At 50.3% G+C, this 22,882-nt stretch carries 14 protein-coding genes and 4 pseudogenes; 8 read left to right on the forward strand and 10 right to left on the reverse strand.

Translation table 11 applies throughout. The features are described from left to right. Window positions 1–64 precede the first annotated feature (64 nt). A pseudogene (locus tag QU481_RS18425) lies at window positions 65–1,626 on the forward strand (IS3 family transposase). 490 nt (window positions 1,627–2,116) lie between these two features. On the opposite strand, the gene QU481_RS18430 reads toward QU481_RS18425, so the two are convergent. The 8 genes from QU481_RS18430 to QU481_RS18465 are packed head-to-tail and all read right to left on the reverse strand — an operon-like array spanning window position 2,117 to window position 11,046. Then, window positions 2,117–3,859 (reverse strand): hypothetical protein, encoded by a 1,743-nt coding sequence (locus tag QU481_RS18430; protein WP_289831468.1) that lies wholly within the window; start codon window positions 3,857–3,859, stop codon window positions 2,117–2,119. A gap of 5 nt (window positions 3,860–3,864) precedes the next feature. Beyond that, window positions 3,865–4,860 (reverse strand): class II aldolase/adducin family protein, encoded by a 996-nt coding sequence (locus QU481_RS18435; protein WP_289831469.1) that lies wholly within the window; start codon window positions 4,858–4,860, stop codon window positions 3,865–3,867. A gap of 23 nt (window positions 4,861–4,883) precedes the next feature. Continuing rightward, window positions 4,884–5,630, reverse strand: a complete 747-nt coding sequence (locus QU481_RS18440; protein WP_289831470.1) for an HAD family hydrolase — start codon at window positions 5,628–5,630, stop codon at window positions 4,884–4,886. Then, complete coding sequence (locus QU481_RS18445; protein ID WP_289831471.1) at window positions 5,627–7,681, reverse strand: nucleoside/nucleotide kinase family protein; 2,055 nt, start codon at window positions 7,679–7,681, stop codon at window positions 5,627–5,629. The genes QU481_RS18440 and QU481_RS18445 overlap by 4 nt, the downstream gene beginning before the upstream one ends. Next, window positions 7,678–8,283 (reverse strand): phosphatidylinositol-specific phospholipase C/glycerophosphodiester phosphodiesterase family protein, encoded by a 606-nt coding sequence (locus tag QU481_RS18450; protein WP_289831472.1) that lies wholly within the window; start codon window positions 8,281–8,283, stop codon window positions 7,678–7,680. The genes QU481_RS18445 and QU481_RS18450 overlap by 4 nt, the downstream gene beginning before the upstream one ends. Before the next feature lie 2 nt (window positions 8,284–8,285). After that, a complete protein-coding gene (locus QU481_RS18455; RefSeq protein WP_289831473.1) occupies window positions 8,286–8,978 on the reverse strand; it encodes a glycosyltransferase family 2 protein in 693 nt (230 codons plus the stop codon). After that, window positions 8,975–9,379, reverse strand: a complete 405-nt coding sequence (locus tag QU481_RS18460; RefSeq protein ID WP_289831474.1) for a GtrA family protein — start codon at window positions 9,377–9,379, stop codon at window positions 8,975–8,977. Before QU481_RS18460 ends, QU481_RS18455 begins: the two co-directional genes overlap by 4 nt. Beyond that, window positions 9,376–11,046: a glycosyltransferase family protein gene (locus QU481_RS18465; RefSeq protein ID WP_289831475.1), complete on the reverse strand. Its 1,671-nt coding sequence runs from the start codon at window positions 11,044–11,046 to the stop codon at window positions 9,376–9,378. The genes QU481_RS18460 and QU481_RS18465 overlap by 4 nt, the downstream gene beginning before the upstream one ends. A gap of 306 nt (window positions 11,047–11,352) precedes the next feature. Here QU481_RS18465 and QU481_RS18470 point away from each other — a divergent pair. After that, window positions 11,353–12,323, forward strand: a pseudogene (locus QU481_RS18470) (IS110 family RNA-guided transposase). Window positions 12,324–12,821: 498 nt separating this feature from the next. Here the strand turns inward: QU481_RS18470 and QU481_RS18475 are convergent. Together QU481_RS18475 and QU481_RS18480 are read right to left on the reverse strand one after the other, a co-directional pair. Continuing rightward, window positions 12,822–13,250, reverse strand: a pseudogene (locus QU481_RS18475) (IS110 family RNA-guided transposase); the annotation flags it as partial. Window positions 13,251–13,331: 81 nt separating this feature from the next. Next, a pseudogene (locus QU481_RS18480) lies at window positions 13,332–13,497 on the reverse strand (IS110 family transposase); the annotation flags it as partial. Window positions 13,498–14,365: 868 nt separating this feature from the next. Here QU481_RS18480 and QU481_RS18485 point away from each other — a divergent pair. From QU481_RS18485 to QU481_RS18510, 6 genes are read left to right on the forward strand one after another with little or no spacing between them, the layout of a single operon-like run. Next, a complete protein-coding gene (locus tag QU481_RS18485; RefSeq protein ID WP_289831476.1) occupies window positions 14,366–15,784 on the forward strand; it encodes a mannose-1-phosphate guanylyltransferase/mannose-6-phosphate isomerase in 1,419 nt (472 codons plus the stop codon). A 4-nt stretch (window positions 15,785–15,788) separates the two neighbouring features. After that, the gene (locus QU481_RS18490; RefSeq protein ID WP_289831477.1) at window positions 15,789–17,156 is read left to right on the forward strand and encodes a phosphohexomutase domain-containing protein; all 1,368 of its coding nucleotides are present in this window, start codon (window positions 15,789–15,791) and stop codon (window positions 17,154–17,156) included. Continuing rightward, window positions 17,156–17,953 carry an ABC transporter permease gene (locus QU481_RS18495; protein WP_289831478.1) on the forward strand — a complete coding sequence of 266 codons (798 nt, stop codon included), beginning with the start codon at window positions 17,156–17,158 and terminating at the stop codon, window positions 17,951–17,953. Before QU481_RS18490 ends, QU481_RS18495 begins: the two co-directional genes overlap by 1 nt. Continuing rightward, window positions 17,953–19,173, forward strand: a complete 1,221-nt coding sequence (locus tag QU481_RS18500) for an ABC transporter ATP-binding protein (protein ID WP_289831479.1) — start codon at window positions 17,953–17,955, stop codon at window positions 19,171–19,173. The genes QU481_RS18495 and QU481_RS18500 overlap by 1 nt, the downstream gene beginning before the upstream one ends. Further along, window positions 19,170–20,354, forward strand: a complete 1,185-nt coding sequence (locus QU481_RS18505) for a class I SAM-dependent methyltransferase (protein ID WP_289831480.1) — start codon at window positions 19,170–19,172, stop codon at window positions 20,352–20,354. The genes QU481_RS18500 and QU481_RS18505 overlap by 4 nt, the downstream gene beginning before the upstream one ends. Further along, entirely contained in the window at window positions 20,354–22,855 is a 2,502-nt protein-coding gene (locus QU481_RS18510) for a glycosyltransferase family 4 protein (RefSeq protein ID WP_289831481.1), read from the forward strand. Before QU481_RS18505 ends, QU481_RS18510 begins: the two co-directional genes overlap by 1 nt. Window positions 22,856–22,882: the final 27 nt, after the last annotated feature.

Here is a 22,882-nt window from a genome sequence, read left to right on the forward strand (position 1 = left end):
CCGCGTCAAAATAGTTGTCGCCTCGATAGAATCCATAACTCGGGGGCGATGATGAGAGAACGACTTGGCGCGATACGGACAGGAATTCAAAGATAGAGCGGTGGCGCGGTTGCTGCCGCCGGAGAGCGCGGCGGCGGAAGCGGTTGCGCGTGAGATCGGTGTGGGGGTGGCGACACTGGAGCGTTGGCGTAGTGATGCGCTGTCCATGCCCGCTCGCGAGCGGGCATGGACAGCGGCGGCCCGGTTCGAGGCGGTGCTCACCACGGCAGCCCTCGATGAAGCCGGCAAGAACGCGTGGTGCCGCGAGCACGGGGTCTATCCGCAGGAGCTGGTCCAATGGCGTCAGGCGGCTACCCAGGCGCTGGCGGAGCCGGAAGAGTGCCGTGCCAGCCCCCAGCAAACCAAACAGGATCAGCGCCGGATCAAGACACTCGAACGGGAGCTGCGCCGTAAGGACAAGGCCCTGGCCGAAGCCGCAGCGCTGCTTGTCCTGTCAAAAAAAGTGGCGGCGATCTTCAGCAGGGACGAGGACGAATGATCGGCCTCGAAGATCGCCAATGCCTGGCCCGGGATATCGATGTGGCCAAGCAGTCCGGGGCACGGCTACGCCCGGCCTGCGAAGTCGCCGGCATCACGCTGCGTACCCTGCAGCGCTGGAAGACCGAAGACGGCCTCATCCGGGGTGACCGCCGCCCCGAGGCCGTGCGAGCCCCCTCCCATCGGGCGCTCAGCGCGGCGGAGCGCGCCCAGGTGCTGGAAGTGGCCAACGAGGCCCGCTTTGCCGAGCTGCCGCCGGCCCGCATCGTCCCGATGCTGGCCGATGAGGGCCTCTATCTGGCCAGCGAATCGAGCTTTCAGCGGATCCTGCGCGATGCAGGGCAAACAGCTCGCCGGGGTCGCGCCAAAGCCCCTGCGGCATCCCGCCCGCCGAGCACTCACGTCGCCACGGCACCGGGCCAGGTGTGGTGCTGGGACATGACCTATCTACCCGCCACGGTGACGGGGCGTTGGTTTCATCTGTACCTGATCCTGGATCTGTACAGCCGCAAGATCGTTGGCTGGGAAGTACATGCCAGTGATGCGGCCGAACACGCGGCACATCTGGTGCGTCGTACCGCGCTATCGGAGGGCATTGCCGCCCTGGCTGACAAACCCATCCTGCACGGGGACAACGGTGCGACGCTCAAGGCCACCACGGTGCTGGCCATGCTCCACTGGCTGGGAATCAAGCCGTCCTACTCGCGGCCCCGGGTCAGCGACGACAACGCCTACGCTGAAGCCCTCTTCCGTACGGCCAAGTACCGCCCCGAGTTTCCTGCCAAGGGCTTCGAGGATCTGGAGACTGCCCGATCCTGGGCCAGCCGCTTCGTGCACTGGTACAACGTCGAGCATCGCCACAGCGGCATCCGCTACGTGAGCCCCGCCCAGCGCCATGCGGGAGAAGATCATTTGATTCTCGCAGCCCGTCACGTGCTCTATGCCGAGGCTCGCCGACGCCACCCTGCACGCTGGGCAGGCAACACCCGGAATTGGTCGCCCATCAGCACCGTGACGCTCAATCCCGAGCGCGAAGCTGTTGTCTCCATGGCCACCCAAGGCACGAATAGACAGCCTTTGGCTGCATGAATCAGGCGACAACTACATTGACGCGCGCCGCATCGCGGGGGCGTCCATTTCATTAACAAAGGTCACGGTGATCGTTTGACACTTGACTCCAACCCTGAGCAGGCACCCAAGTCACATCACTGAGTGGAAGAATCACCTCGTCCAAACATTTAGCCGCCCATTTGCAGGGAATGACATATTTCCGAAAATGTTCTGGAAGCAGGAATGAATGTAGGGAAATACCGAGTCGGCTAGCGATCTGGGATGTGGAGTTGTTGGTGGTGGGACACTCGCCCACCACCAACAGCCGCATGAACGTACGTACGACAGGATATGCCTGCTGTTTTGAGCCAATGTGAAAAGTAAGGCCGGGCCGCATCCTAACTCAAAACCCAGCTGGTTCAACCGCTTTTTTGCCGGTCAACACTGCGGACCTATTTTCGTGTCTGATTGTAAGGCTATCCTACCACAACCAGCTAAAAAAATTAGTTAGTAATATGTGAAATTATATTTACTTCACACTAATCTTGAACTCGCCAGAGACTTTTGGGTTCGCTTGATAAAACCACGCACACCCCTCTTGAACAGGGCTTAACATCAGCGAGGCATCAGAATCTGCCGGAAAACTTGAAATAACAGAGACTCGCTTCGTCTGGCCTGGCAAAAGACCACCAGGAATTACTGACCGCACACCATCCAGTAACACACGCCGCTCAGAATCGACCCATTGGTAACTCATAAATACTCCCCCAATATTATTCGTTGACCAAAACGGGTTATCACCAGTGTTTTTTAAATCAAGATCGACAACAATCTGGGTTCCTCTTCCAATATAATTAGATATTGTCGATCCTTTGTTAATAGTTACGGAGTTTATTTTAATTTCTGCGTCATAATCATTAAAGCACTTAATTGGAGGATGGTTAGATATCGCGCTCATTTTGATTATTTCGTCACTATAAATATCGAAAGGTAATATCCTAACTTTCATGTTATAAAAAGTTGAAAAAAACAAAGATAGCAACAGTAAAGAATAAATACCAAGTTTTTCGAGACGAGATACAGCAATCGAAGCAAGGAGTAATGGAATTAAAAAGGAAAAAACTGAGAGAGCCTTAAAATAGCCAGTGTAATGGGACATTACTGTCGGGCCAAAACAAACGTAAAGTGCAACCAAAGAACCAGTTGCTAGGGCAATCCCACCAAGTTCGGGAGTCGACGATAAAACTCGATTATTTATCAGCTTCCATGCGCTAAACAAAGCTGCACCAAGAACCATTATAAACAGGATCAATGATCCTGCTTCAGCATAAGATGGAAAGCCACTCCCAACCAATATATGATTATCAGAGACCCCGGAAAGCAAGTATTTAAACCAAGCGACAAAAGGGGTGCCTAGAATGCCCTGTGCTTGCGACGAAGGAGTTACGCCAAAATGATTCGATATGTAGAGACGCCAACAAATAGCTACAATCCCTGGAAGCAGCAAAAAAATATAATTGCTTCGAACAAAGAAATGACTTAGGCCATTTATCAGTTTCCAGCCCCTCTGATCTTCTTTGGTTTTTATTGATTGAAATAAATAAAAAAAAGCAATAAATGATGGGAATAGTACATAGACTTCGCGAGACAAGCTAGATAGCACAAATGGGATTGTTGACCACCCCAATCTGCCAGACACGGCCAACCATAGCGCGATAATTAGAAATGCGTCGGCAGCAGCATCTGGAAGAGCATTAAAAAGCGTAATCTGAGTGCCAACACTCAAAGACCAAAGCAAAATAAGAAATGGACTTAACCCAAATCGAACGAAGAGACTAGCCCCAACAAGGGTTGCTACCAGTAATAGACAAAAATAACTAACAAAAAAGGTAGATGGGGACACCCAGTTGTTACCAGTAATGGCTGAAACAATCGCAACAAATAGGGAAAGCCCAACGCGTTGATAGCGATATGAAGGAGCATCGATATGGTTGGCAGTGTCTTTTAAGGCTAAAATGTCATTGGCGATATAATAATAAAACTGCCCATCCCAGCCTGTCTGACCAGGACCGTAATACAGCGGTTTCACACCATGTTCTCTTAGCTCACTAGGCACACCGAACATGTCACCTGCAAGAATATGATTATTTATATCATCATTAAGTGTGCGAGTTAGATATATGCTGAAAGAAGTGAGTGTAAAAAAAAGAAAAACAAAAGCAACCAGCAGGCTGGGCCGATATTTTCTCAAAAAATTACCAATATTCTTCATGATTATCATTTTGATAGAGCTAATCGATATTGCTCTGCATCCCAATTCAACAACTCCCCAATCTCTTGTGGCCGCAGAGTGTTAATTTCCTGTCCATGCTGCTGCCTCACCAAGACTTCGTAATAACAGCGCAACTGCAATATCTTGGCTAAGCTGAAATCGGACTGAACAAAGACACCTACATCTTTAATAAATATGAGCTCAGGGCGATTCTTTGCGGAACGCAAGAAGATATGAAGCGCTTCAATGCTTGGATATGCCTGAGCTGCAGGGCCCAAAAAAACCACATGATCAGGATATAATGTCCACTGTGAGTCTAATCGCGCAAATAATGTTAGGTCTTTGGCTAAGTAGTGCAAATACGGATCGGACACTGGAATGTATCCGCCACCGATGTCAATGGCGGACGGGCTATACACTTCATGATCAATCGGTGTAGTCCGCATGCAGTCTACCAATAGCTTCAACGTTGCCTCAATCTCTGCAATGTTGTTACCACCTATCACAATGCCGTGGTTTTGGAGAAAAACAACTCTGAATGCAGCCTCGCCCTGAAGTGCATGGTTAACTGCCGCAGCTAAGTCAGCACCGGGCTTCTTATAAGGCACTGCAGTCCACGCAACAGCATCGTTTAGGAGCATTTGCATATCTGATAACCAGTTTTTCCGTACCAGATGTGCCAAAACCTCAACTGCGTGGAGGTGAACAACTATTGGATGCGGCATTAGCGCATGGAGCAGGGTTTCAATCGAAGGTCGTAGGGAAGATGAGCCAAGCACAGTCGGTGTAACTGAAAAGTTACCGCATGCGATGGCATTTCGTAGAGAAGCCAGATCAACTGGAACAAAAATTTCCTTTAGCTCGGCATCAGCAAGCCAAGTACCAGAAGCTTTGATCCAAAGGATCTCTCCATCCTTCCATGATACGTTTCCACCAGCTCCCTGAACCAATAATGGATCACAGCCAATTTTGGAGCAAAATGATTTTACTTGATTTGCCATGCACGAGTTTTTGACAGGCATTATCAGGGCCTTCCTATTTTTACAATCAGTTTTCGAAGCGCTTCGAAATCACCGAACACTGCATCCGGTTCGTTCAAATCTACCCCAACCTCAACTCCGGCATGATATTTTTGCAGTGTTACGGCATTGATATTTTCTCGAGCGCCTCTGATATCATTAACAGGGTTATCGCCAATCATCCAAATACAATTGCCTTTCGGGCGCATTTTCTCAAGTGCTATCTGGAAAGGGGCCTGATGTGGTTTGTCAAAGCCAGCCTCCTCACTTGTCACAATGTAGTCAAAGTAATGATCCAGGCCGAAGTAAACAACTTTTCTAAATTGAATCTGAGCTGTCAGATCTGTAACGATTGCAGTTGGAATGCCGAGTAAACGAATATCATCCAGCAACTCCTTCACACCATCAAACAGGATTGCATTACTCAAAAAGGTTCTCCAGTAGGTCTGTTCAAAATCAAGCGCCAATAGAACCTGTGAGCCCAAACCCATTATCTCAAGCATGCGCTGTAAATAAAGTAATCGACTATGTGAAGAAGCCGTGTGTTTGAGGCGAGATTTGACCTCTGTCCTGGCCAGATTGAATGCTTTGTCAAAATCTTCGGGAGGTATTGAAAACATTTTCGCCACCTTCTCTCGCACTGCACACTGGGCCGCAGCATGAGCTGGGTCATACGGATAAAGTGTGTTGTCCGTATCAAACAAAATGGCATCGGGGAGGCGAGTAAATCGCTCTTGGTTATTAATCTTCATTTTATGAATCGCTTGGTCAGAGCTTGGCTTATATGAGTGAGAGTGATCAGTTGCATCAGGCCCAACATGCCATCCTGCCACTTGGGTGAAATATCCAAGAACTCCTGAACACGAGGGCATAGCATTTCTGCCGCCATAGCAATGTCGGCCCCCGAGGTTTCTCCCTCAATGGTTAGTTGCACATCTGAGCCATCATCGTTGACTACAACGTCAACATGTAGCCCACAGACTCCTACAAGAGTCCGATGTATTGAAAGTTCATTGAATCCGTTTCGGGTATTAACGACAAGTTTCAATCGGAGAGGGTGCTTGTCATCCAACCCCTCCAACATCCTAGGATGAATCGGTTGCAATGAAATAATCAAGTCAGCATGTCTGGATTGTGGGCGAATAAATTGTTCGGAATCAGGCTCCCTCTTTTCGAAAGACCCGAGAACCCGCTCAATAGTATGCCCACGATGATGTACATCGCGCTTAATCTTGAAATGTCGACGTAATTCTTCATCAATGTCTAAATATATTTTCAAGTTGTAGCACTCCCGAATAACTGGGAGATAAAGCGCATGCAAACCGCTTGCAATTATAAAATCATTACTGGCCATCATAAATGGCTTACTCATTTTGCCTGTCTTATGATCATAATGTCTTGACATGACGCTTTTGCCATCGGTCAATGACACAAGATCATTGCAAAACCCCTCGATATCATTCGCCATAGGGTTTAGATGGGTCATCACCTGCCACATGGGCTTTTGTCTATCCCACAGGTGGTAGTCATCACCGGAAAGCTTGACCACCGAATGCTCTCCAAACAGTCCGGTAATAGCATCGGTGAATGTGTCTTTCCCTGCTCCGGAATCCCCTGCGATGCCAATGGCAAATGGCTTTCGGCTTAGCCGGAAAAAATCGTTTCTGCCAATGGCCTCTCGCCAAACTCTGATTGCAAGCACCCCTCCGATGGCAACCATCACCGTATGCAAAAGTGACGAAGTGTGGCCACTCATTTGCCCTGGAATATGAAGTGCAACGCCTAATGCAAATTCGTTCCCATTCGCGAACTGCAGTTGCGTTAACAGAAGCGTACTTAATACATACCCCCCTGAAAACGCCCCAACCATTAGGATTGCAATGCGGCCACTCATCGCTTGGTAGAGTACGAGGAATGGGATGCACCACACAAACCAACCCGGAGAAGATGGTGTCATTAATACAATCAGCAGGAATGCAATACCTATCGTCGCCTGAAACAGATCAAAGTTAAGGCGCCGAACTCGCCATGCCAAGTAGAGCATGACCAGATAAATTAGAGGGACAACAAAGATAGATACATTTCCAGCTAATCCAATGGCTAGCTGATATATCTTTTCTATTTCCGGGTTGCCAAAAAGCATTTTGAGCCCAGCCCCCGATAAGAGGAAAGACCCAGCAAGCAAAAAAATGCTCAACCCAAACCCTGACACAAATTCAAATGAACGTTGCCTGAGCGCTCGATTATTAAATAGATAAATTGCAAAAAAAGGAACAGCCACCACCATGCTCAGCTTGGCAGAAATGGCTGAGGCTAAAAGAACACCTGCCAACGTTAGTTTAACTCGACGTACAAACAACATCGAAAGTACTAATAGCAGCGCGGGGATCAAATCATTTAATCCCAATCCATAACTTGCGATAATGATTATGGGAGACAGCCAATAAGTTAGCAAAAGTAGTCGCTGTCGATTAGGAAGAAGCTGATGAAGGATCAACAACAAGCTGAAATCAGCCGCCAAAATGGTTAAGTCATATGCATAAAGTAACGGTAATCCTATGATTTTGGAAATAAGCGTCAGAGGAAGAAAAGTCAGCCACATCGCATACCCGTAGGGGAAAGCAACAGGGTCGCCTCCGTGAGCAACCCATGCTGACCAAGGATCAAGTGTAAGCGCAGAGGTGCTCATATCTAGGAATGGCCCGTACCAGTCCGTGACAGCAAGTGGAGCCATGCCGACGATTAAGGCCAAGCGAATTGCCAACCCCATCGTGAAGAAAGGATGAATAAGGAGCTTCTTCATCTGAACGCAACCGTTTTTTCCCAAAGATCAGGGCGCTTTGTACAAACAGCATCCGCCAAGATATTTCGCTCTTTCAATAGCGATGCCAGCTGAAAAATTTCTATCTCGGGATCTCGCCCTTGAAGCTCTGGAGAAACAAGACAAAGTTTGAACCCCGCATCCTTGAGCCTTCTTGCATTTTGCTCATTCAGAGGGAAGTGGGTAAAGCAATCTACCCAGACCCAATCCACCTTGCCTGCCAAATTCAGCGCTGTCTCAATCGACTCGAACTCTGAAATACGAACAGCACACCTATGTTCGCCAGCATTTGACCATTTTACTAAAAATGGGAAAGATTGGTCTAAGAAAAAATAATCAGAAATACTTTTTGATTCCATTAGAGAAATCAGCCGCGCTTCGAGCCCTTCTTCCTTTACATTGAGTATTAGAGTTCCATGTCGATAGGCATTGATCCACTCATCAAAGTGCTCGCCAGGCATGCAAGGATCATGATGGATTATCAACCGATCTCCCTCGCTTCTAATATCCACCTCTACTCCATACTTTGAGTCGGTTGCCATAAGGTCGGATACTGTATTACGTCGGTGAAAAATGAGTTTCATGTTCAAATTTTCTTTTTCAACTGAAGACTGAAATCGACCGTTCTACGTATAAATTTTCGCTTTGCGGCCCAATTGACATTCCAGTGAGAGACGCCATGTGCCCTCTTACCAAACTCAACAGGAAAACGATGAACCTTGAGTTTACAGATTTGAGCCTGATAGTAAGCGTACAAATCAAGTGAAAAATCATCCGGGGGTGTCATCCAGGATTCAAAGAACCGGCGAGAAAACATTGTAGGCTGCGCATTGATGTCCCACATAGGACGTGCGAGTAACAGAGTTTCGAATAAACTCATTCCAACAGTAAAAACAACATCCATGAAAGGGCGGCCGTAGCGTCGACCTTTTACAAAAATATCATCCCCATGCTTTTCAAATAAAGACAGGCCGCGAAGTGCATCTTGAGGATCAGTTTGCATGTCCGCATGCGTCCAACCTAGAATTTCGCCTTTTGCCGCCTTGAGGCCAGACACAATTCCAAAGCCATACCCTTGATTTTTTTCAATACGAATAGCTCGACACCCGGGGTATTGGGGAAGTAGCTTCTGAAGTACTTCTTTTGTGCTATCGGTTGACCCATTGTCAACTAGAAGAACCTCCACACGTGGCTTGTTAGCCAGCCCTTTACAGCGCTCTAACAGCAACGGTAGATTATCTGCTTCGTTGTAACAAGGAATGACAAGAGAAAATCTCATAAATACCCCGATGTGTTACGCTGTCTGAACACAAAAAGCTTCATGCCCAAGAAGTTAAGGGATGCAGAAACTCCAGTTGCGAGCAAAAAAGGCAATTGAATGGCAGCAAACGTATTAGCAACCACTTTTAATGCGAGTGAATTGATTAGAACATTTGCAGCAAGTGTGCTTGCATACAATACGACAAACCTGCACGCATTACCTGGGGCATGCGATTTGTGGCCAAAGGTCCAGAAACGATTGGCAAAGTAGGCAAATAGGGTTCCAACCAAAAACCCAATGGCTTTCGCCATGTCGACAGCCATGACATCAAGTCTAATCAGACCACGGTAAGTAACGAAGTCGACCAAGACAGTCGTTGCGCCAACAACCAAAAATATGGCCAGCTCGCGCTTAATCATGCAATTGCCTCAGGCAGTGCCGGAATTATAGCTTTGTATTTTTCCTTTAGGATGTCAACTTTGTCATTTGGTATTCGACCATCAAGCTCCAACCGGTAGGGATGGCTAGCCCATTTATGAAAGCACGATTGCCAGTACTCAAATGTACGCAGATCGTTCGGTGTGCCCCAGCATAAATAACTGTCCACTTCGAAAATATAGCAGCGTAACCCAAGTGCTATTGCATCATCAATGAGCGAATCAATGTAAAACTCTCCATTAATCTGACCGTTACGCGCAATGAGTCGATCAAAGGAACGGCGGAAGTCTTCAACTCTGCGAAAGGTGAATGTACCCAAGACGATTGGGTCAGATGCTGGGGTGCCCAATGGTGTTTTGACTGAAATCGAGCGGATTAGTCCATCTTCGGCATCTATCCATCCAAACATTTTGGGGTGACGTAGAGCATTTGGATAAGCGCGAACTCCCCAAACGATAACATCGACAGACGGATCGTCGACGAGTTTATTAAAGGCATCAATATTGTAAAGTGCGCCGTTATCACAAGCACCAATGGTGATCGGAGCGCATTTCATTTCTTGCTTTTCATCTAGGGCATCCAGACCAATTAGTGCGCTACAGGCTTGCCCTTCCGTCACACGGTCAATCGTTTTGATAATCGCCGCCGGATAGAGAGCTTTTAGCTCATTTGCTACGTTCTCGTACCCTGCCATATCTGCTCTCAGCACAAAAATATGCTGTTCTGCAGGCGGCAGATCATTAGTAGCTTGGGCTACCATAGACCGTCCTGAAACGGAGATGAGTGGCTTGGACTGGTTGTAGCCTTCATTAGCAAAACGTTGTCCCAAACCAGCCATCGGAACCACTAATGCCCCACGTGGGGTCGAATTGTTTTGGGGTTGAGAAATTAATCCCCTGAAGGCCTTAGACCAAGTGTTGTATTCAGCCACGTCTTCTGGAGTCCCCCACTGCATGAAGTGCTGTAACGGGTAAACAACGACGGGGTTTTTATTTGCAAGCAATGGCTTGTAGGCAAGGCTGACATAATACTCCCCCCCAACATTTAGATCCTGCTCCATTACTGCGTGGAATGCTTGACTCATGATTTGCGCTGACGCAAAGTAATAAGTCCCACTAGAGGCATACTCCTCCATCCGGTTATCGGTGTAAGGCTGTTTTTCCTGTATGTCGTGAACCCACCCATTTATTTCATGCATGTAGGCGTAATTTGTGCTGCCCAGCGAGTGGGGGTGAAAGCCTCTATATGCGGGAATTGCTCCAGCACAACCTGTGTCTTTAACGAATTGCTTGAAGTGACACCAATCCCAATAGCACGTGAAGTCGCAATAATTAACAACTACTGGCGCTGCTGGATCAAGTAGATGTTCAATGTGACGCACCGCATTGATTGGGCCGAGCTTATGTGGCGGTATACCAACCACCTTCCCTGAAGGACAATACTCCTTCAATATGGCTTCCATGCGATAATCCGGCTCGTTTAAATGGTCATGGTTACATATAAAAATGAAATCTGCTTCACCAGGAAACATGTCGATAACGTGAGCTACGATAGGTTTGCCATCAATTTCGATCAGTGGTTTGGGTATTTTGTACCCGGCGCGACGAAATCGCTCTCCAAATCCGGACATGGGAATAACAATCTGCACAAAATCGCCTTTTAATATTGATTTTTCAAAATGATGTTATTGCATTGATGCACAAGCAATGCCGCCATTTTAATCTAGTGGGCGGTGTTTGCACACTAGAGCTAGTATCTTTTGGGCTTTGCCGCGTGTGCGAAGGTCTCTGAGGTGTACGCCGAGACTGGGGTGTCCTAGCAAGAGGGGACAGCTGCGTTTCATGCGGCCTCAGCAGAATGGCGCTGTTAAGGAAATGGACGTCCCCTTCCTGAAGCGGCACCTCGGTGCCACAGTGAGTTTGCAACCGACTCACTGACCGAAGGGAGCGCCACCATGAACATTACGACGATTAGACTGGATCTGGCCAAGAACGTGTTCCAGGTCCACGTGGTGGATGAGCGTGGCAGAGCCGTTCTGCGCAAACAGTTGGCTCGCCATCAAGTGGCCGCGTTCTTTGCCAGCCTGCCCCCCTGTCTGGTCGGCATGGAAGTATGTAGCAGTGCACACTACGGGGCTAGAATGCTGGCGACCCAAGGCCACATCCTCAGGCTAATGGCACCCCAGTTCGTGAAGCCCTACGTCAAAGGCAGCAAGACCGATGCGGCTGATGCCGAGGTGATCTGCGAAGCGGTGTCCCGTCCCAACATGCGCTTTGTGCCTGTGAAGTTACCCGAGCAACAAGAGCTGCTGGCGGTTCACCGGGCTCGGGCCGGTTTTGTGAAAGCCCGTACCGCCCAAGCCAACCAGCTGCGTGACTTGCCGGCTGAATTTGGAATAGCCATTCCCATGGGGCTGGCATCACTGCGGCAGCGCCTGCCGATGGTGCTGGTAGATAGTAACAATGGGTTACCGGGGATGATGCGAGAGCTGGTCACCAGACTCGCCGATCATCTTCGGGTTCTGGATCAACAGGTGGCCGAGCTGGAGAAGCAGATTCAGCTGTGGCATCGCCAGAGCGAACCTTCGCAGCGGCTGGCGACGATACCAGGCATTGGATCGATCACCGCCAGGGCGTTGGTGGCGAGCATTGGTGATGCACGCTCGTACAGCAACGGTCGACAGCGGGCTGACTGACTGGGGCTGGTCCCCCGACAGCACTCCAGTGTCGGCAAGCCGGTCTTGCTGGGCATTAGCAAACGGGGGGACGTCTATCTGCGCACCTTGCTGATCCACGGTACCCGAGCGGTAATCCAGCATGTTGAACGCTGCTGTGATCAAGCGGGGGCTGGTTGAAGCAGCTATTAAGTTGGGTGCTGCTGGCCCACAACCGGCAGTGTGGTGTACCGGCCCCGTTGGCCGCGTGAACGCCTGCACGGAACCTCGTCAGCAACAAGAAAGGCTTTCCTACCGATTGCCCAGGCGATCAACGAGTGATGGCGAAACAGGTGAGACCGTGGTTGGCAGAACCCGCTATATACGGAGCACATCAAGTGCGTCAGTCCGATTGGGGCCCCAACCAGCAGATTCCATCAGGGATGGGTAACAACACCGCTGTCGCTAAAAATCCGAATATACGGCTGCAATCGCTACCTTCGAGCCACCATGAAATGAGTGCTTGGCAAATTTGGGGAGTCCATGTACGTCCATGCACGGATATAAGCGTGCAACCAACCACTGTATGTCATCTCGTGAAAACTGCCCTTGGCAAACAGGAGTCATCCAAATAAGCAGCTCTAAGTCCTGTCAAGTTGCCGCAAACAGTGCGGGGTCGACTCGCCACATGAACCCGCACAAGCCCCGCTATCGCACGCACCACCAACTGGCCAGAGTCCAACCGCAGCCTGCAGAGCCGGGGCAACCTGCAAGCCACGAATCTGATTTGCCTGTGCCGTTCGGGCCTTCACGAATCCTTGCCGAACTCGATGTAATGCCAACACCGCTTGCTGCTCCATGCTTTTGACCGGAACGTAGCGCATATTCGGCCGAGCCACTGCTTCGCAGATGGCCTCGGCATCGGCCATATCGTTCTTGTTGGTCTTCACGTAAGGCTTCACGAATTGGGGCGCCATCAAGCGTACCGTGTGCCCAAGGGTCCGCAGCTTCCGTGCCCGGTGATGAGCACTGCCACAAGCTTCCATGCCGATCACACAATCCCGGTTCAGGTCATCGAACCATGCAAGAAACGTCTCTCGACGCAGCTTCTTGCGCACCACTACTTGTTCCTTGCTATCCACACCATGGACCTGGAGCACTGACTTTGCCAAATCAACGCCGACGCGCATAAGCTTCATGGTGGACTCCTTCTTCCTGGTGACTGGTTGATCCCACTCTCCAGTCTGGCACCTGATGCCGTTTAGGGGAGGAGGAGTCCATCCCATTGCTTCCATGCCGACCAGACAGGGGGGGCAGGTTGGCAAAGAACGCGGCCACTTGATGGCGAGCCAACTGTTTGCGCAGAACGGCTCTGCCACGCTCATCCGCCACGTGGACCTGGAACACGTTCTTGGCCAGATCCAGTCCAATCGTCGTAATGTTCATGGTGGCGCTCCCTTAGGTCAGTGAGTCGGTTGCAAACTCACTGTGGCACCGAGATGCCGCTTCAGGAAGGGGGCGTCCATACCATTAACGGCGCCGGCCTGGGTAGTCCACTGTTCCATGGGAACTTTCTTACTAGTGGCAATGGTAATCGGAAGAGTGGATGCATATGGTTATCATCAATGAATGGCCGCTCTTGAGTTAGGAATGCTCATGCCGTTCAGCAACAGGACTGGAAAGAACGCCGATTTTCTGTTTACCTTGACGGTCTACAGGGTTATCACCCGTCGTCGCTAAGTGGTGACGGCTATGAAGAAGTAATTTATAAGGAAATGCCATTGGTCTTATGCCTATAAAAGGCAAGATTGGGCTTCTTGAGCAACCTATAGGGAACGTAACTCTAAGCGACAATCTCTGAAGAGAGCGAGCTAACAAGTTTATGCTAAGTACCGCATCGTCGAGTGGATGGGCATCTCATCAAACTTTCAGCTACTGCTCATGGCCTCGGTCGTGACTAGGTGTCGAAGCGTATGCGAACGCCATGCGTTGGGTAGCCCGGCGGTCCGAGAGGGACGCTAGGTGCTTGCAAGGCATGTTTAATTACAATCTTTGGATGGCCCTGCCAAGCAAAACATCTTCGGAGATCCAAGATCCCCGATGGTGGCTGTAGCGAGGCTCTGTTTGTAGTGATGTTATAACGTCAGCCCGGGCTTTACTAGCTATGTGCCTTTAGGTGCTTGGAAGATGTTTACTATGACAAAACAGTCAATCTGACTTCGCCGCAATACACTTTGCCGACGCTAACGTAAAATGGGCATGAGTGTGTGCTGCATATGTCATAATTGCCGATTTTTCTATGCAATAGAGCAAAATGTCTACCTTGATCCCGACTATTCTCTGCGGCGGCGCAGGTTCGCGCCTTTGGCCTGTTTCCCGTGAGCAGCATCCCAAGCCGTTCATCCGCCTGTCCGATGGACAGAGCCTGCTGCAGAAAGCCTTCTTGCGTGGTTTCGAGTTGCCCGGTACCTCTGAAGTACTGACTGTCACCAATCGCGACCTGTTTTTCAAGACAGAGGATGAATTCCGGGAGGTCAACACTAAGAAGTTGCCGACCTCGTTTGTGTTAGAGCCCTTTGGCCGCAATACAGCTGCGGCGGTGGCCAGTGCGGCGCTGCAAATTCAACGCCGTCACGGGGATGATGCCGTTATGCTGGTATTGGCGGCAGACCACCTGATCGCCGACCAGCAAGCGTTTGCCATGGCGGTGACCAAGGCCGTTGAGTTGGCGGACACTGGCAAGCTGGTGACATTCGGCATCCGCCCGGATGCGCCCGAAACCGGGTATGGTTACATCGAGGCAGACGGCAACCAGGTAATTCGCTTCGTTGAGAAGCCATCGCTTGAAGCCGCTCAGAACTATCTGGCCACGGGCCGCTTCCTGTGGAACTCCGGCATGTTCTGCTTCAGTGCTGGCGCTCTCATCGCCGAGATGAAGAAGCATTGCCCGACGGTACTGCAGGCTGTTGAACGTTGTATCGATGCCTCGCGTCTTGCTGTGGGCAAAGGCTTTATCCAGTTGGAATTGGAAGCGGACAGCTTTGTCGACGTCCCTGATATTTCCATCGACTATGCCGTCATGGAAAAGTCTTCCAATGTTGCTGTGGTTCCATGCGATATCGGGTGGAGCGATATCGGTTCATGGGCTGCCTTGGGTGGCATTGGGGCAACAGATGCTGTAGGCAACTGCGTTGAGGGTGACGCAGTCCTTCACGATGTCAGCAATTGCTACATCAAGAGTGAAGACCGCTTGATCGGAGCGGTGGGTATTGACAATCTCGTGATCATCGACACCCCAGACGCCCTGCTGGTCGCCAACAAGGACAGGGCCCAGGACGTAAAGCAGATCTATGCTGGCCTCAAGGCACAAGGGCATGAGGCGTACCGATTGCATCGTACCGTGCACCGTCCTTGGGGAACCTACACGGTTTTGGAAGAAGGGGACCGCTTCAAAATCAAGCGTATCGTGGTCAAGCCCGGCGCCAGCCTCAGCTTGCAGATGCACCATCATCGGAGCGAACACTGGATTGTCGTGAGTGGTGCGGCACGTGTTATCAATGGCGACAAGGAACTCTTCGTTTCCACTAACGAGTCCACCTACATCCCGGCTGGTCACCAGCACCGCTTGGAAAACCCCGGGGTGATCGACCTAGTCATGATTGAAGTGCAAAGTGGCGAATATCTGGGAGAGGACGATATTGTGCGCTTCCAGGACAACTACGGACGCTGCTGACACCATGATCCTGAGTTGTTTCAAGGCCTACGACATCCGGGGCCGCTTGGGCGATGAGCTCAATGAAGACATCGCGTACCGCATCGGTCGCGCCTATGGCCAATACATACAAGCAAAACGCGTTGCGGTCGGTGGTGATGTGCGGTTGAGTAGTGCCAGTCTCAAGCAGGCACTTGCCCACGGCCTGATGGATGGCGGTGCCGACGTGATTGACTTGGGTATGACTGGCACTGAGGAGGTCTACTTTGCCGCCTTCCACCTGGATGTGGATGGCGCCATCGAGGTGACCGCCAGTCACAATCCGATGGACTACAACGGCATGAAGCTGGTCGGGCGTGGCGCGCGCCCCATTAGTGGAGACAGTGGGCTGAGGGAAATCCAGGCGCTGGCGGAGGCCAGCCGCTTTGTCCCGGCCGCACAGCGCGGCCAGTTGACGCAGCAATCGGTGCTGGAACCTTATGTCGATCACCTGCTGTCGTACCTCGATCTAGCCACATTGCGTCCACTCAAACTGGTGGTCAACGCGGGTAATGGTGCGGCAGGCCACGTCATCGATGCCATCGAAGCGCGTTTTAGCGAGCGGAATGTGCCGGTGGAGTTCGTCAAGGTGCACCATCAGCCGGATGGTTCTTTCCCCAACGGCATTCCCAACCCTTTGTTGCCGGAGAATCGCGCAGCCACGGAAGAGGCCGTGCGCGCACATGGCGCCGACATGGGTATTGCCTGGGATGGCGACTTCGACCGCTGCTTCCTGTTCGACGAAAATGGGGGCTTCATCGAGGGCTATTACATTGTCGGCTTGCTGGCAGAGGCCTTTCTCGTCAGCCATCCCAGCGAAAAGATCATCCACGACCCGCGCCTGACCTGGAACACCATCGCCATGGTGCAACAGGCCGGCGGTGTGGCAATCCAGAGCAAGACCGGCCACGCCTTTATCAAGGAGCGCATGCGAGCCGAGAACGCCATCTATGGTGGCGAGATGAGCGCGCACCACTACTTCCGCGACTTTGCCTATTGCGACAGCGGCATGATCCCGTGGTTGCTGGTGGCGGCGCTCATGTCGCGTAAGCAGGCAAGCCTGTCCAGCCTGGTTGGCGAGCGCATGGCAGCCTATCCGTGCAGCGGCGAGATCAACTATCGTGTTATCGATGTGCCGGCGGTGCTGGCACGAATCGAAGCCGCGTATGAATCACAGGCATTGTGTGTTGAGCGTACCGACGGATTGAGCATGGAAATGGCTGACTGGCGTTTCAATGTGCGAGCTTCCAATACCGAGCCGCTGCTGCGGCTGAATGTGGAGTCACGAGCAAATCCGGGCAGGGTCAGCGCCGGTGTCGCTGATCTCGAACGCCTTATCAAAGAGAGTAACTGATGCTAATGGCCGTACCCAAGGCGCTTTGGGCATACCGGGGGTTCATCCTTGGCAACGTCAAGCGCGAATTCCAAATCAAATACCGCAATTCGTTGTTGGGCGCTTTGTGGAACGTTTTGAACCCCCTGGCAATGATCGTGGTCTACACGGTGATCTTCTCAAAGGTGATGCATTCGAAGTTACCAGGAGTGGATCGGTCCTTTGCTTATAGCATTTATCTATGTGCGGGAACGCTGACCTGGGGACTGTTTGCCGAGATCGTCGGGCGCGCCCAGAACGTGTTTTTGGACAATGCCAATCTACTGAAAAAAATAAGCTTCCCACGGTTGTGCCTGCCAGCTACGGTGGTTAGTAACGCATTGCTCAACTTTGCCATCGTGTTTGGCTTGTTTACCTTGTTCTTGCTGATTAGCGGTAATTTTCCAAGTGTGGTCTATTTTGCCTTGATTCCAGTGTTGGCGGTGCTTGTAATGTTTGCCATCGGCTTAGGCATTACGCTGGGGGTGCTCAATGTCTTCTTTCGTGATGTTGGCCAGTTTTTCGGTATCTTCTTGCAGTTCTGGTTCTGGGGGACGCCGATCGTGTACCCCGCGGCCATCCTGCCTGCAAAGCTGCGCCCTTATGTGGAACTGAATCCCATGGCCGACGTGGTAGTGGCCTGCCAGACTATTTTGGTCAACGGCCAGTGGCCGCAGTGGTCTTCGCTTTGGCCAGCATTGTTGCTAGGGCTAGTACTGTGTGGTTTAGGTTTGAGGTTGTTTCGCAAACATGCCGGCGAAATGGTGGATGAACTCTGATGGGAAAGATTACAGTCAACAACCTAGGCAAGGCCTACAAACAATACCCCAGTCGCTGGGGGCGTCTGGCTGAATGGCTGATTCCCGGCAGCAAATCCCGGCACCGTTTGAATTGGGTAATGCAAGACGTCAGCTTTACCGTCAACCCTGGCGAGGCGGTGGGCATTATCGGTATTAATGGCGCCGGTAAAAGCACGCTGCTGAAAATGATTACGGGCACCACTCAACCGACCTCCGGGTTCGTAAAACTGGAGGGTCGTGTTGCTGCGCTGCTGGAACTGGGGATGGGGTTTCATCCAGACTTCACCGGTCGCCAGAACGCTTATATGGCCGGGCAACTGCTGGGCTATTCCGTTGAGCATATCTCGCGCCTAATGCCGGAAATCGAAGCCTTTGCTGAGATCGGTGACTATATCGATCAGCCAGTAAGGGTGTACTCCAGTGGCATGCAAGTGCGCCTAGCATTCAGCGTGGCCACCGCCATCCGTCCGGATATTCTGATCGTTGATGAAGCCTTGTCGGTGGGAGATGCCTACTTTCAGCATAAAAGTTTTGATCGTATCCGCGAATTTAGCAAACAGGGCACCACACTACTTATCGTCTCGCATGACAAACAAGCCATACAGAGCATCTGTGACCGGGCCATCTTGCTCAGTCAGGGGCGAGTTGCGATGGAGGGTGAGCCGGAAGCGGTGATGGACTACTACAATGCGTTGTTGGCGGACAAGGAAGGAGCGAGCGTCCATCAGGTTATGACTGACGATGGAAAGTTCCAAACCATTTCCGGGACCGGTGAAGTTGAAATTGAAGACGTCCAATTACTGAATGCAGACAACGAGTCGATAGAGCTAGTCAAGGTCGGGGAGGACGTGAGGCTTCGGGTTTCTCTATATGTGAAAGAAGATATCGAGAGCTTGGTGATAGGCTACTTGATAAAAGACCGGCTGGGCCAGCCTGTTTTCGGAACAAATACATCCAATCTACACCATCCCCTGGAACATGTGAAAAAAGATTCTAGACTACAATTCGACTTCAGATTTTCAGCCAATATTGGTGAAGGAAGTTACTCTATCGCTGTTGCAGGCCACCGTGGAGCAGTGCATGTTGGTGGTAACTATGTATGGAAAGATCTCGCTTTAGTATTTAATGTAATTAATTTTGATAAGAGTTCGTTTGTTGGTGTTGCATGGATGAATGCGAAAGTGGAGTGTCATGTATGAAAGACGATTTTTATCGATCTTTTGAGGATAGACATCGTGGGTCGCGAGATGTAATCAATGAGCGGTTGAACGTTTATTTGCCTTTTGTCGATTCATTGTCAAAATATTATCCGAATGAGCCTGTCTTGGACCTGGGATGTGGTCGTGGTGAGTGGCTTGAATTGATGCTTGAAAAGTGCTTTGCCCCATTCGGTGTCGATCTTGATGATGGAATGCTTGATGAGTGCCGAGAACGTGGATTACCTGCTCATAAGGGAGATGCAATAGCATTTTTGAAGGGATTACCTAATGAGAGTCAGGTGGTTGTTTCTGCATTTCATGTGGTTGAGCACATAACGTTTGAGCAATTGCAGTCAGTGGTGTCTGAGTCTTTGCGCGTTTTGAAACCAGGTGGCTTACTGATTATGGAGACACCCAATCCTGAAAATATTTCTGTGGGAACGCGCAGTTTTTATCTCGACCCAACACATCAGCGTCCGATTCCAGATTTATTGCTTTCATTCGTGGCTGAATATTATGGTTTTGCAAGGGTAAAAACCCTCCGGCTTCAGGAAAATAAATCACTCAAAAAATCCAATAGCTTGTCTCTAGTAGATGTGCTGACCGGTGTTAGTCCAGATTATGCAGTAATTGCCCAAAAGGCTGCATCAGATGATGTGATGCATATGACTAGTCAGCCCTTCGAGAAAGATTATGGAGTCACCCTGAACGAGCTTGCTGCTACATACGATCTGCAAATATCAAAAAAGATAGAGCAGGCAGAGAGCGTCGCGCAAGCCGCCAACGCTCAATTGTATGCGGTCCTAGCAAGCCGTTCCTGGCAGATTACTAAACCGCTTCGATGGTGCGGCTTGCAGGCCCGCCGGCTCCGTGATGAGGGGTTTGTATCCCGAGCTAAAGCGCTTGTAAAAAAGATTGGTAGACCCGTAGTAAAGCGAGCCATGGAGTTCGTCAATGCTCGGCCAGTGTTGCGCAAGAACATCATCGAGTTAATCAATCGTCTAGGATTGTACGAAAGAATACGCCGCCGATATTGGATCTTGCAAGGGAAAACCCATAAGGTATCGCCCCTCGTTATTGGTCGCTCCTTCGTTAATGAATTTTCTGACCTATCCCCACGCGCTAGACAAATTTATGCAGATCTAAAGATTGAGATTAAGAAGTATAAGGAGAACTGCTAATGCGGATTGTCATTGACATGCAGGGTGCGCAATCGGAAAGCCGGTTTCGAGGGATTGGCCGTTATACACTGGCCTTGGCGCAAGCTATTGCGCGACAAGCGGGTGAGCACGAAGTATGGTTGGCTCTGAACGCGCGATTACCGGAAAGCATCCCTGATCTGCGGGCTGCATTTTCCAGCTTGATTCCTTTAGACCGCATTCGCATTTTTGATGTGCCATGCGATGAACAGCCCAGCTCTTGGATGTCACGTGCTGCAGAGCTTATTCGAGAAAGTTTTCTCGACTCTCTTCAGGCAGATGTCATTCTTGTGACGAGTTTTTTTGACGGTTTTGGGACTTCGGCGGTTACCTCTATCGGCGCGCTCCCTGTTAGTCATCGAACGGCAGTAATCCTGTATGATTTGATTCCACTGCTTAATCCTGAACAATACCTGCCAAATAAGATATTCAGTGACTACTATTACCGAAAAATAGACTGGATAAAAAATGCAGATATGCTACTGGCGATTTCGGAATCCTCGCAGCAAGAAGGCGCTCAGCATCTTGGCATGTCGCCAGAAAAGATTTGGAATATTTCCGCTGCAATCGGTCCCCAATTTCGCCCACATCAGCTCGGAACTATGGCGAAACAGGCTCTGCAGCACAGGTTGAAAATCAAGAGGAAGCCGGTACTGTATGCGCCTGGTGGTTTTGATCAGCGTAAAAACTTCGCTTGCCTGATTGAGGCATATAGTCTATTGGATAAAACTCTGCGTGACCAACACCAACTAGTCATTGCCAGCAAATTGCAGCAGCCACAACGCGAAGAGCTGACCACGCTGGCTAAGCGATTTGGCCTAGCGCCGGATGAGATGGTACTCACGGGCTATGTGGAAGACGATGAGCTGATCGAATTGTACTCGTTGGCCGAGCTATTTGTATTTCCCTCTATACACGAGGGCTTTGGCCTTCCCATATTGGAAGCAATGGCTTGCGGCACGGCGGTAATTGGCTCGAATCGCAGTAGTTTGCCAGAAGTGATTGGTAATGCTGATGCACTATTTGACCCGTTTTCTCCGCGCGCGATCGCAGACAAGATGACTCAAGTCCTCACCGACACTACTTTTCGCGAACAACTCCGAATGCAGGCACAGCACCAGGTGCAGAAATTTTCGTGGGAAAGCTGTGCAAAAACTGCGCTTCAAGCCTTGGAGACGCTCAGCAATTGGAGCCCTAGCAGTGCTCATGCCAAACTACCTGTGCCATCTCTGCTTACGCTACTAGAGGGGCTAGCGGCTATCACTGATGGTGAACCCACGGAAAGGGAGTTATGTGCGGTCGCAGCCAGTATAGCTTTCAATGCTTCTTCCCATAATGAAAAACAGTTGCTGTTGGATATATCCTCCATTGTCCATGTCGATGCCAAGTCTGGTATCCAGAGGGTAGTACGTAGTTTGTTGATTGAGTTATTGACTTTCCCTCCGCATGGCCTTGTCGCACGACCTGTTTATTTTGATGATGGCATTTACCGTTACGCTAATCACTTCACTAACGGCATTATTGGAAATTCAGACGAATGTAATGATGCACCAGTAGATTATTGTCAGGATGATATATATCTGTCGTTGGACCTGAACATGCACCTTGCAGAAAAAACACACTCAGTGCTTGAGCACATGAAATTGATGGGTGTGAAGTTGAACTTCATCGTCTACGATTTGCTATTGGTTCAACGCCCGGACTGGTGGCCAGCTTCGAACTCTGCACTTTTCAATGAATGGCTTAGCAGTATCAGCAAACTAGGTGACAATCTTGTTTGTATTTCAAACGCAGTGGCAGAAGAGCTTAATGAGTGGTTGAAATTAAATTTACCGATGCGTTTGGATAATAGTCCTATCGTATCAAGCTTCCACTTGGGGGCGGATATCCATAATAGCCTTCCAACAACAGGACTCGCAGCTGATGTTGGAATGATTATGAAGGGACTGCAGGCTAGAGTTAGCTTCCTGATGGTTGGCACCATCGAACCTCGTAAAGGCCATGCCCAAGTACTGACAACATTTGAGCGATTATGGAGCGAGGGTTGCGATGTAAACTTGGTCATTGTAGGCAAGCGTGGCTGGATGGTGGATAAACTTATCAATCGTCTTAAGTGCCACCCTGAAAAAAGTCGTCGATTATTCTGGTTGGAGGGTATCAGCGATGAGTTCCTAGAAAAGGTCTACGCCGCATCTACTTGTCTAATAGCCGCCAGCGAAGGTGAGGGCTTTGGCCTTCCGCTAATCGAAGCCGCCCAGCACAAGCTACCGATCATCGCTCGCGATATTTCGGTATTCCGTGAAGTGGCCAGTGAACACGCCTATTACTTTAGTGGCCTAGGGGCTGACGATCTGGAGATGGCCATCAAGCGCTGGTTGGAACTATTCAAAAAAGGTAAAGTGCCTGTTTCCGACAACATGCCGTGGCTGACTTGGAAAGAGAGCGCTCAGCAGTTACTGCAAGCCATCTTCCCTGTTGCATAAGTAGTTACCAATATTACAACTGACCAT

It is taken from the genome of Crenobacter oryzisoli (assembly GCF_030385785.1).
Taxonomy (GTDB): Bacteria; Pseudomonadota; Gammaproteobacteria; order Burkholderiales; family Chromobacteriaceae; genus Crenobacter_A; species Crenobacter_A oryzisoli.

What these genes read in the sequence shown, in the direction of transcription:
- QU481_RS18495 (WP_289831478.1), top strand. Translation starts at nt 17,156, where the DNA reads ATGCTAATGGCCGTACCCAAGGCGCTTTGGGCATACCGGGGGTTCATC.
- QU481_RS18455 (WP_289831473.1), bottom strand. Translation starts at nt 8,978, where the DNA reads ATGAGATTTTCTCTTGTCATTCCTTGTTACAACGAAGCAGATAATCTA.
- QU481_RS18440 (WP_289831470.1), bottom strand. Translation starts at nt 5,630, where the DNA reads ATGAAGATTAATAACCAAGAGCGATTTACTCGCCTCCCCGATGCCATT.
- QU481_RS18430 (WP_289831468.1), bottom strand. Translation starts at nt 3,859, where the DNA reads ATGAAGAATATTGGTAATTTTTTGAGAAAATATCGGCCCAGCCTGCTG.
- QU481_RS18485 (WP_289831476.1), top strand. Translation starts at nt 14,366, where the DNA reads ATGTCTACCTTGATCCCGACTATTCTCTGCGGCGGCGCAGGTTCGCGC.
- QU481_RS18450 (WP_289831472.1), bottom strand. Translation starts at nt 8,283, where the DNA reads ATGAAACTCATTTTTCACCGACGTAATACAGTATCCGACCTTATGGCA.
- QU481_RS18510 (WP_289831481.1), top strand. Translation starts at nt 20,354, where the DNA reads ATGCGGATTGTCATTGACATGCAGGGTGCGCAATCGGAAAGCCGGTTT.
- QU481_RS18500 (WP_289831479.1), top strand. Translation starts at nt 17,953, where the DNA reads ATGGGAAAGATTACAGTCAACAACCTAGGCAAGGCCTACAAACAATAC.
- QU481_RS18445 (WP_289831471.1), bottom strand. Translation starts at nt 7,681, where the DNA reads ATGAAGAAGCTCCTTATTCATCCTTTCTTCACGATGGGGTTGGCAATT.
- QU481_RS18435 (WP_289831469.1), bottom strand. Translation starts at nt 4,860, where the DNA reads ATGGCAAATCAAGTAAAATCATTTTGCTCCAAAATTGGCTGTGATCCA.
- QU481_RS18490 (WP_289831477.1), top strand. Translation starts at nt 15,789, where the DNA reads ATGATCCTGAGTTGTTTCAAGGCCTACGACATCCGGGGCCGCTTGGGC.
- QU481_RS18505 (WP_289831480.1), top strand. Translation starts at nt 19,170, where the DNA reads ATGAAAGACGATTTTTATCGATCTTTTGAGGATAGACATCGTGGGTCG.
- QU481_RS18460 (WP_289831474.1), bottom strand. Translation starts at nt 9,379, where the DNA reads ATGATTAAGCGCGAGCTGGCCATATTTTTGGTTGTTGGCGCAACGACT.